This is a genomic window from Pseudomonas sp., assembly GCF_035277045.1.
Taxonomy (GTDB): Bacteria; Pseudomonadota; Gammaproteobacteria; order Pseudomonadales; family Pseudomonadaceae; genus Aquipseudomonas.
On the sequence record NZ_DATELE010000132.1, the window covers coordinates 1 to 9,708 of the forward strand.

8 protein-coding genes are annotated in these 9,708 nt (G+C 61.5%); 6 read left to right on the forward strand and 2 right to left on the reverse strand.

The genetic code is table 11. The features are described 5' to 3' along the window. Positions 1–262: 262 nt before the first annotated feature. Positions 263–1,615, reverse strand: coding sequence for a glycerol-3-phosphate transporter (glpT, locus tag VJS90_RS05945; protein WP_324119999.1), 1,353 nt, complete (start codon positions 1,613–1,615; stop codon positions 263–265). A 987-nt stretch (positions 1,616–2,602) separates the two neighbouring features. Between glpT and VJS90_RS05950 the strand changes: the two genes are divergently transcribed. From VJS90_RS05950 to VJS90_RS05975, 6 genes are all read left to right on the forward strand, one after another. After that, the gene (locus tag VJS90_RS05950) at positions 2,603–2,839 is read left to right on the forward strand and encodes a hypothetical protein (RefSeq protein WP_324120002.1); all 237 of its coding nucleotides are present in this window, start codon (positions 2,603–2,605) and stop codon (positions 2,837–2,839) included. A gap of 122 nt (positions 2,840–2,961) precedes the next feature. Then, a complete protein-coding gene (locus tag VJS90_RS05955; protein WP_324120004.1) occupies positions 2,962–3,306 on the forward strand; it encodes a DUF3077 domain-containing protein in 345 nt (114 codons plus the stop codon). A gap of 225 nt (positions 3,307–3,531) precedes the next feature. Next, the gene (locus VJS90_RS05960; protein ID WP_324120006.1) at positions 3,532–4,905 is read left to right on the forward strand and encodes an MFS transporter; all 1,374 of its coding nucleotides are present in this window, start codon (positions 3,532–3,534) and stop codon (positions 4,903–4,905) included. 46 nt (positions 4,906–4,951) lie between these two features. Further along, a complete protein-coding gene (locus VJS90_RS05965; RefSeq protein WP_324120008.1) occupies positions 4,952–5,920 on the forward strand; it encodes a LysR family transcriptional regulator in 969 nt (322 codons plus the stop codon). Between the two features lie 4 nt (positions 5,921–5,924). Next, entirely contained in the window at positions 5,925–7,337 is a 1,413-nt protein-coding gene (locus VJS90_RS05970) for an aspartate ammonia-lyase (protein ID WP_324120010.1), read from the forward strand. Between the two features lie 186 nt (positions 7,338–7,523). Beyond that, positions 7,524–8,573, forward strand: a complete 1,050-nt coding sequence (locus VJS90_RS05975) for a type II asparaginase (RefSeq protein WP_324120012.1) — start codon at positions 7,524–7,526, stop codon at positions 8,571–8,573. Between the two features lie 22 nt (positions 8,574–8,595). Here VJS90_RS05975 and VJS90_RS05980 read toward each other — a convergent pair. Then, a partial coding sequence (locus VJS90_RS05980) for a PLP-dependent aspartate aminotransferase family protein (RefSeq protein WP_324120014.1) occupies positions 8,596–9,708 on the reverse strand: 1,113 nt, incomplete at its 5' end.

The following is a 9,708-nucleotide window of genomic DNA, read 5'->3' on the forward strand; positions in this document are numbered from 1 at the left end:
TTCGCGCCCCAATCGCGGCACAAGGCTCGCTCCCACAGGCTGCTCGGCTGCGCCGGGCACTGCTGTGTCTGGGACTGCGAAGCAGTTCCTTGTGGGAGCGCGCCTTGTGCCGCGATCGAGGGCGAAGCCCACGCCGGGGCACAGGATCACAAGATTGTGCGATGCCGGCAGGGTACAAGACAGCTGCTGCCCCAGAACGCAACTGCGGCGGCACAAAAACAAGCGTGTTTCAGACCCTGTACCCAGGCCCTTACTTTTCCCCTCAGACAACCACCTCACGGCGGCTACTAGCTACCTTCGTATGCCGCAATGTCGGGATAAGAAACGCAATCGCCAGCAAGCAGGCACTGACCAGCAACACGAACCCGCCGTTCCAGCCGAAGTGGTCCACGGTGTAGCCCATCGCCGCGCTTGCGGCGACCGATCCGCCGAGGTAGCCGAACAGCCCGGTGAAGCCGGCAGCCGTGCCGGCCGCCTTTTTTGGCGCCAGCTCCAGCGCCTGCAGCCCTATCAGCATGACCGGTCCGTAGATCAGGAAGCCAATGGCGAACAGCGCGGCCATGTCGACCGCTGGGTTGCCGGGCGGGTTGAGCCAGTAAACCAGGGTCGCCACGGTCACCAGCGCCATGAAAACAATCCCGGTCAGCCCACGGTTGCCGCGGAAGATCTTGTCCGACATCCACCCGCAGAGCAGGGTCCCGGGAATCCCGGCCCACTCATAGAAGAAATACGCCCATGACGTGGTGTCGACAGAAAAGTGCTTGGCTTCCTTCAGGTAGGTCGGTGCCCAGTCCAGCACGCCGTAGCGCAACAGGTAGACGAAGACGTTGGCGAGGGCGATGTACCACAGCAGTTTGTTGCGCAGCACATACTCGACGAAGATCTGCCTGGCGCCGAATTCCTGCTCATGGCTGGCGTCGTAGCCTTCGGGATAGTCGTTGCGGTACTGCTCCACCGGCGGCAAGCCGACTGACTGCGGCGTGTCGCGCATCGTGGCGAACGCAAACACCGCCACCAGCACCGCCAAGGCTGCCGGCACGTAGAAGGCCGCGTGCCAATCGTTGGTCCAGCCCAGCCCCAGCAGGAACAGCGGACCGATGAGGCCGCCTCCGACGTTGTGCGCCACGTTCCACACCGACACCACGCCGCCGCGTTCCTTCTGCGACCACCAGTGCACCATGGTCCGTCCACTTGGCGGCCAGCCCATGCCCTGCGCCCAACCGTTGATGAACAGCAAGGCAAACATGACCCCCACGCTGGACGTGGCCCAAGGCGCGAAACCGAACACGAACATGACCGCTGCCGACACCAGCAGGCCGAAGGGGAGGAAGTACCGCGGGTTGGAGCGGTCAGAGACCAGGCCCATCAGGAACTTCGATAGACCGTAGGCAATGGCGACAGCGGAGATGGCCAGGCCTAGCTGGCCGCGAGTGTAGCCCTGTTCTTCGATCAGGTAAGGCATGGCCAGCGAGAAGTTCTTGCGCAGCAGGTAGTAGCCGGCATAGCCGATGAAAATACCGGCGAAGATCTGCCAGCGTAGGCGGCGGTAGGTGGAGTCGATCTTGCCGGCGGGAAGCGGTGCGCGGTGAGGCGCGGGGCGGAATACAGCGAACATGAAGTGTCTCCGGTTTTTATTGTTTTTTGTGCGAAACCGAAGATTACATTTTCATTACAGAAAACGGTATAGGGTTGAATCGTATAGATGGCCCGCGTTGCGTGACGTCGGACCGCAACAAGGGGAGGCCGGTAGGATGTGTGTCAGACACAGAGATGCCCTAGGGTGGGAAAATTACACCACCCCTGTAGGAGGCCTGTTTCGTACACCGTCCGCCTGAACGAACTCTGTGCCTGGCACGGCTACGCCGTGGTTGCGACCAAGTCCCGGGGGAGGGCTCAGGGACACATTGTCAGTACAGAGACAGAGCGGGGCCGAGCATGCACCGGGCAAGGCTTGGGGAGTGTGCGAGTGTGTGTGAGAAGGAGTGTGAGAGAGAGTGTGGGAGCGGGCTTGTCCCGCGATCGGGCCCGAAGGGGCCGTAGATCCCGATACCGCGAGCTCCCAGGTGGACCGGGGTGGCTGGTCTGCGGCCCCTTCGGGCCCGATCGCGGGACAACCTTGTGTCGCGATCGAGGGCGAAGCCCTCGCCGGGGCGCAGGATTGTCGGGTTGCGCGGTGGCAGGAGGGGACACCGAATACATCCATGCGCATCACCTGGGTAAGCGGCGGGCGAGTGGACATACCGTCATGAAAATCATCGAAATGTTCAGACTTTACCCCTTCCTTGTAGTCCATTTCCCAAAGATACTATTGCCGCTCTTAAATCATTGCAGCGGGCTCGCGAGGGTACTAGTCTCGCCCAGTCGTTGGGGTTTCAACGACCGGGCCTGCAAGCCTCGTTGCGATGTTGAGAACGCACCTCCCAGATCATCGGCATGTTCACATGCTGGTGGCCGCGATTTATGGTGGCTGCGTGCGGGAGGTCTTCGGACCTGCCGGGTTTTCTCTCATTGCCCCGGTCTTGCAGCCCGCACGTAGCCGCCACCTCTCCTCTGCAAGGGATGAATGACGGCTTGGCATTCACCAATGAATGAGAGCTGAACAATGTTGAAAATCGTCCCAGACCCACCCCAATCCCCCCACAAGATCCCCACCAACCTGGAAGACCTCCTCGTCCAGACCTCCGAATACCTGGTCTGCGCCCTGACCACCGCCCAGCAGGCCGTTCTGCTGCACCCGTCTCCCGGCGGGCAGGTTCTGACGCTAACGACCATGCACGAGATCGAAGCAGCCCGCGTTCTGGTCGAGGCGGCGTTGAGTCAGGTACAGGTACGGCATTGAGGTTGAGTCGCGAGATTCGTTGACCTCGTTATTTTTTGTGTTTGATCGACCCTGGGGCTGTATTGCAGCCATCGCGGGCGAACCCGCTCGGCCTCAGGTTGACCATTAGTTGAGGGATGAACATGAGTAGCGATACAGATAACAACAGCGTCATGAGCATCAAGACCCCAGACCTCGCATCATGCGGCGAGGGCGAAAACACTCCAACACGGCTGTTTCGGGTCATGACAGGCATACCGATCGACTACGCGATCGAGCAGTCATCGGTATTGATGAACTGCGTGCACAGGCTGACGTTTGTCGGTGTCATGGAGAAGGACGACACGCTCGTCTGGGCCGCACATCTGTTGTCAGGTCTGTCACGGGCGTTGGTCGACGATGTAGGGCACGGCATCGCGTACAGGGCCAGAGATCAGGCCCAGGTCGAGAAGTCGGATGCACCAACCCTTGGCTCCATGAAAGTCTGATACTCCCACGCCTGCAGAGAACCTGCGCCCAATAACGGCGCAGGTCGTGGCAACTCATAACAGTGCCGACGCAGGATAAGAATCAACGTTCGTGGCAATCAGTATCAGCAATACTGATACTGATCCACACCCCGCTGTTTTTGTAATTTTGTGGACGTACACTCGGTCGTACCGGTCCCACGATCGGTGCCTCGCACAAGTATAAAAACGTATGTGGAGTCACGAATGAACAGTCAAACTTCGGTCGAAGATCTCCCGCTCAGCCGCTTTCATATCCGAACGGTTTTCAGCGGCACGGGTGGTCAATTCAGCGACGGATTCGTGCTAGGGATCATTGGCATTGCAGTCAGCATGGCAGCTGGCCCGCTTCAACTGAATGCACTCTGGATGGGCCTGCTCGGCGCAGCCTCTCTCGCGGGACTTTTTATTGGCAGCCTGGTAGCCGGCCCATTGGCCGACAAATTCGGGCGCCGAACCATCTTTGCCTGGGACATGCTGCTTTTCGCGGCTATCTCTGCATCACAATTCTTCGTCAGTTCTGCCGAACAACTTCTGGTCTTGCGTCTGCTACTCGGTCTGGTGCTGGGCTTTGACTATGTCGTCAGCAAATCCCTGGTGACCGAATTCGCGCCGCGCCGCCACCGTGGGCGGCTTCTCAGCGTGTTGGCAGCCGCCTGGGCCGCGGGATACGTGGCCGCTTACCTGATCGGTTTCGTCCTGCGAGACTTGGGGCCGGATGCCTGGCGAATCATGTTGGCCGTGAGCGGTGTCCCGGCGTTGCTGATTCTTCCGCTGCGAATGGGTGTACCCGAATCCCCAATCTGGCTGATGGCGCGTGGCCGCAAGGATGAAGCCCTCGCGATCGTGCGTGACAAGTTTGGCCCCAACGTCTATCTGCCAGCTCCAACCGCCGCGCCACAACAGCAGCAGGGCAAATGGGCGGAGCTGTTCAGCAAACGGTGGCGCAAGAACACCATCGTTGGTTGCGTGTTCTACACCTGCCAGGTCATCCCGTTCTTTGCCTTGGGCACCTTCGCGCCGCGTGTGCTGGAAGCGCTCAACGTTCAAGACAAGTTTGTCGGCGGGCTGGTGTACAACGTGCTGCTGATGATCGGTGCCTTGCTGGGTCTGCTGATCATTGACCGGATCTCGCGCCGGGCCTTCCTGGTCGGCACCTTCTATCTCAGTGCCATAGGCCTCGCGGCGCTCGCTTTCGCAGGTTTCGGCCCGCTGGGCACCATCATCGCCTTCGGCTTCTTTGCCTGCGTGCTGGCCGCTGCTGTCAACCTGGAATTCGTCTACCCGCCCGAGCTGTTTCCGACCCACCTGCGTGCCTCGGGGATTGGCCTGGCGGTGGCGGCAAGCCGTTTCGGTTCGGCATTCGCGACCTTCCTGCTGCCCATCGCGGTGCAGGAGATGGGGATTCATGCCGCCCTGGGCGTATGTGTCGGGGTACTGGTGATAGGCGGCGTGGTATGCCAGCTGTTCGCGCCAGAGACGAGCAAGGAGCAGCTGTCGGCAGTTTCCACCGACACGCATGGCGCCGTGCCGGTCGAGGTTGCTTGCGCGGTGGCAGCGGCAGGTCGCAAGCCCGACTGATCCGCACGTACGATGGCCGTTTACTGAGCCAGAGCGAGATACCCGAATGCCAACCGACAAACTCATCGACATGTACGCCGTGCAAGTGTTCATCGCGGTTGCCGAAACCGGCAGCATGTCGGGAGCAGCCAGCCAGATGGGAATTTCTCAATCGGGTGTCTCCCAGATGGTGCGGCAACTGGAAGAGCAACTGGGGGTCGTGCTGGTCGACCGCTCGACACGGCCATTCACGCTCACACCCTTTGGGGTGGCGCTGCGAAACCGTGGAGCATTGCTGAGCGAGGAGCTCTCGCACCTGAAAGCTCAAGTGCTGGATGCAGGCAGGGGCGTCAAGCCTGATCTTCGCATCGGGGTAGTCGACTCATTCGCCGCGACCTGTGGCTCTGCGTTCACCAAGCAGTTGCTGGGCAAGGTTGCGCAGCTGTCCATTCGCACGGGGTTGAGTCCGCAACAGGGCGAGTCTCTGCTGCGGCGAGACCTGGACCTGATCGTGACGAGCGATCCACTGATGGACGCGAACGTTGTGAGTTACCGGATCTTCTCGGAGAAGTATTTCGTGATCACGCCTCGAGACATCCGCCATCCGGTTTCAACGATCGATGACGTGAGATCACTTGCCAACGTTCTTCCAGTGGTGAGGTTCAATCGGGTGTCACAAGTTGGACTGCAGATCGAGCGGCACCTTCGCGGTCTGGAGATCCGTGTACCCAACCGGCTTGAGCTCGATAACGCCGACGCACTGACTTCAATGGTCGCCGAGGGAATTGGCTGGGCGGTGACAAGCCCCATGTGTTTTCTCCAGGCAGCTCCCTGGGTGGATCGGGTTGCGGTGCACCTGACGCCGGAGCTGGGCCTGGAACGATCTCTGTATCTGGTGGCGCGCCGAGACGAGTACAGCTCGTTCTTCGCCGATGCCTGTCAAATTGCCCGTGACGTTGTACTCAATACCTTTCTGCCCAGGCTGACGGCCTTGGGCCAAGGTGTTGAAGCATTGATAAATATTGACGAGGACTAATACCGTGAATGCTTTTGATCGCGTTGAAGCAAGGCTGGAGCGTGACTATGTGGGTGAGGTGGAGATTCCCGTCGACAAACTGTACGGGGTCAATTCCATTCGTGGTTATCAGAACCTGACGGCGTCATCGTTGACGGTCGCCCATTACCCGGAGTTTCGGGATGCCTTCGCCCAGTGCAAATGGGCTGCGGCCTTGGCAAACCTGGACAGTGGCGTCCTTGGCGCGGCTCAGAGCGAAGCAATCGTGCTTGCCTGCAAGGACATGACCGAAGGCAATTGCGACGACTCGCTGATCGTCGACCTGCTTGAAGGCTCGGGGGGCACGTCCACCAACATGAACTTCAACGAGGTGATCGCCAACCGCGCCCAGCAGTTGATGGGTCACCCGGCAGGCTCCTACGACATCGTCCACCCGAACGACCATGTGAACTGCTCTCAGTCCACCAACGACGTGTACCCCGCCGCGCTGAAGATCGCGACCTACTCGATGCTCGGCGGGCTGATCACCCAGGTCGAGCTGCTGGCGCGAGAGTTCGACCGCAAGGCTGAGCAGTTCGCCGATGTGCTGCACCTGGGGCGCACCTGCCTGCAGGACGCCCAGCCGATGCGCCTGGGACAGAAGTTCTCGGGCTATGCCTCGTTGACTCACCGGCTCGCGGCCGAACTGGTCAACGTGCGTGACAAGCTGCGGACCTTGCCCCTGGGCGGCACGGCCATCGGTACAGGATTTGGCGCGCCCGCGGCCTACCGCGCCTCGGTCTATCAGCACCTGGGCGACATCACTGGTGTTGAGTACCTGGCGCCAGCCAACTCGTTCGATGCGATGCAGAACATGGATGTTTTCTCGCGCGTGTCGGGTGAACTGCGTACCTGTGTTGCATCATTGGCCAAGATCGCCAGCGACCTGACCCTGTTGTCGTCCGGACCGGTGGGTGGATTGGGGGAAATCAGGCTGCCGGAGGCCCAGGCCGGTTCTTCGATCATGCCTGGCAAGGTAAACCCGGTGCTGCCGATGGCGATGATCCAGATGAGCTTCGCCATCATTGGCAACGACGTCGCGGTGGCTCAGGCCGTTCAGTATGGAGAGCTTGAGATCAACCACTTCGAGCCCGTCGTGTCATCGCGGGTGTTCGACAGCATCACGTTGCTGACCAAGGGTATCGCGCAGTTCCGCGAGAAGTGCGTTGCCGGGCTGACCGCCGATGTCGAGCGCAACAAGGCGCACCTGACCCAATCGATGGCCGTCGCCACCGCGCTGGTGCCTGAGCTGGGTTACGCCAGTGTCAGCAAGCTGGCGCGCCAGTCCGTCGCAGAGGGGCGATCGCTGCTGGCGATCATGGAGGAATCTGGAGTGATGACGCAGGCCGAGGCGCTGGAGGCCATTGAAAAAGCCTCGCGGCCGGTGTTCGACGCCTAAGCATCAATGATCAGCGCGGGGCGCTCCTGGCACGCCTCGCGCCGCGGCAAGAGAGAAGCAATGTTGGGCGTGCGCCCCGGAGCGCTCAGCCCCCTGGCGCTCATCTGATCAGCTTGACAAGCTGGCAGGGCAGGGGGGATCGCGCGCCTGCCGTTTGGCATCCACACCTATGAGTGCAAGCGACACATGAATATCTTCAATGCAGGCGTATGCGCGGCAGTACTGTCATTTACCTCGGTCGTTGATGCCATGGCGGCCACGCTCCCCAACGTGGCAGTCCTTGCGACGGGGGGAACGATTGCAGGGACTGCGCCTAGCGCAACCCAGACGACCGGGTATCAATCCGGCGTGTTGACCGCGCAAGCGCTGATTGCCTCGGTACCCTCGATTGGCCAGGTCGCCAATCTGAGTGCCGAGCAGGTGGCCAACGTGGGCAGCGACAACGTCGATAACGAGATTCTGCTGACCTTGGCCAAGCGGGTGAACAGCCTGCTGGCGCGTGACGATATCTCGGGCGTGGTGATCACCCACGGCACGGACACCCTGGAGGAGACGGCCTACTTCCTCAATCTGGTGGTCAAGAGCGACAAGCCGGTGGTGGTCACCGGTTCAATGCGCCCGTCCACCGCGATCGGTGCGGACGGGCCCAGTAACCTGCTTCAGGCCGTCACGGTCGCGTCGGACCCGCAGGCGCGGGGTCGTGGGGTGATGATAGTACTCAACGACCGGATCGGTTCAGCACGCTTCATCAGCAAGACCGACGCCAACGCACTCGACACCTTCGGTTCCAGCGAAGGGGGCTACCTGGGCCGGCTGGTCAACCAGCAGCCCCGGTTCGAGACCCGGGTGGCGCGCGAGCACACCACCGCCACCCCGTTCGATATCTCGACCCTGGAGCACCTGCCCAAGGTCGATATCATCTACGGTTACCAGAATGACAACGGCTACATGTTCGATGCCGCCGTTGCCCACCAGGCAAAAGGGATCGTGATCGCCGGGGTCGGTGCCGGTAGCGAGTCCAGGTTCATCATTCCGGCCGTCAAGAGAGCAATGGAGCAGGGCGTTACCGTGGTGCGGTCTTCTCGCTCGGGCAGTGGGTTCGTGCCGGCAGACGAGGCATACCCGGGATTGCTGGGTGACAGCCTGAACCCCCAAAAGGCACGGATTCTGTTGATGCTGGCACTTTCCGTTACCCAGGACCCGGCCAGGATTCAGGACATGTTCCATCGATTCTGATCAGGGTCTGGGGCGTCAGGTATCAGATGCTGGCCAAGGCCTGCGCCAGATCCGCGCGCAGGTCCTCCACATCCTCTACCCCCACCGACAGCCGCACCAGCGCATCGCCAATGCCCAGCCTTCCCCGGTTTTCCGCCGGAATACTGGCATGCGTCATGATCGCCGGATGCTCGATCAGGCTTTCAACCCCGCCCAGGCTTTCAGCCAGGGCAAATAGCTTCACCTGCTCCAGGAAGCGTCGCGAGCCCGCGAGGTCGGTATCCAGGTCCAGCGAAATCATCCCGCCAAAGCCGCGCATCTGCCGGCACGCCAGCGCATGCTGGGGGTGGGAGGGCAGCCCGGGGTAATACACCCGCGCTACCTGCGGCTGGCGCTCCAGCCACTCGGCCAGCTCCAGGGCGTTGCTGCAGTGACGCTCCATGCGCAATGCCAGGGTCTTCACCCCACGCAAGGTTAGGAAGGCATCGAAGGGCCCGGCGATCGCGCCGACCGAGTTTTGCAGAAAGCCCAGCCGCTCGGCCAGCTCTGCATTGTCCCCGACCACCGCGATGCCTCCGATGACGTCGGAATGCCCATTCAGGTACTTGGTCGACGAATGCACGACAATGTCGAACCCCAGGGCCAGCGGGTGCTGGATCCACGGGCTGGCAAAGGTGTTGTCCGCCACGCAGATGATCCCCCGGTCGCGGCAGAGGGAGGCAACCGCCTCCAGGTCCGTCAGGCGCAGCAGGGGATTGCTGGGTGTCTCGACCCAGACCATCCGCGTGTCGTCCTGCAGCCCCGCCTCGAACGCCGACAGGTCGGTCATGTCGACAAAGCTGAACCGCAAGCCCGCACTGCGGCGCCGTACACGATCGAACAGTCTGTACGTACCGCCGTAGAGGTCGTCCCCGGAGAGGATGTGCGCGCCCGCATCCAGCAGCTCGAGCACGGACGAGATGGCCGCCAGCCCGGAGGCAAAGGCGAACGCCTGGGTGCCGCCTTCCAGATCCGCGACACAGCGCTCCAGCGCCCAACGGGTCGGGTTGTGCGAGCGCCCGTAATCCAGCCCTTTGTGCACGCCGGGGCTTTCCTGCAGATACGTCGAGTTGGCGTAGATCGGCGGCATCAACGCCCCGGTCGACGGGTCCGGCGT

Coding starts and splice junctions, on each gene's coding strand:
- glpT (WP_324119999.1), bottom strand. CDS start 1,615: ATGTTCGCTGTATTCCGCCCCGCGCCTCACCGCGCACCGCTTCCCGCC.
- VJS90_RS05950 (WP_324120002.1), top strand. CDS start 2,603: ATGTTGAAAATCGTCCCAGACCCACCCCAATCCCCCCACAAGATCCCC.
- VJS90_RS05955 (WP_324120004.1), top strand. CDS start 2,962: ATGAGTAGCGATACAGATAACAACAGCGTCATGAGCATCAAGACCCCA.
- VJS90_RS05960 (WP_324120006.1), top strand. CDS start 3,532: ATGAACAGTCAAACTTCGGTCGAAGATCTCCCGCTCAGCCGCTTTCAT.
- VJS90_RS05965 (WP_324120008.1), top strand. CDS start 4,952: ATGCCAACCGACAAACTCATCGACATGTACGCCGTGCAAGTGTTCATC.
- VJS90_RS05975 (WP_324120012.1), top strand. CDS start 7,524: ATGAATATCTTCAATGCAGGCGTATGCGCGGCAGTACTGTCATTTACC.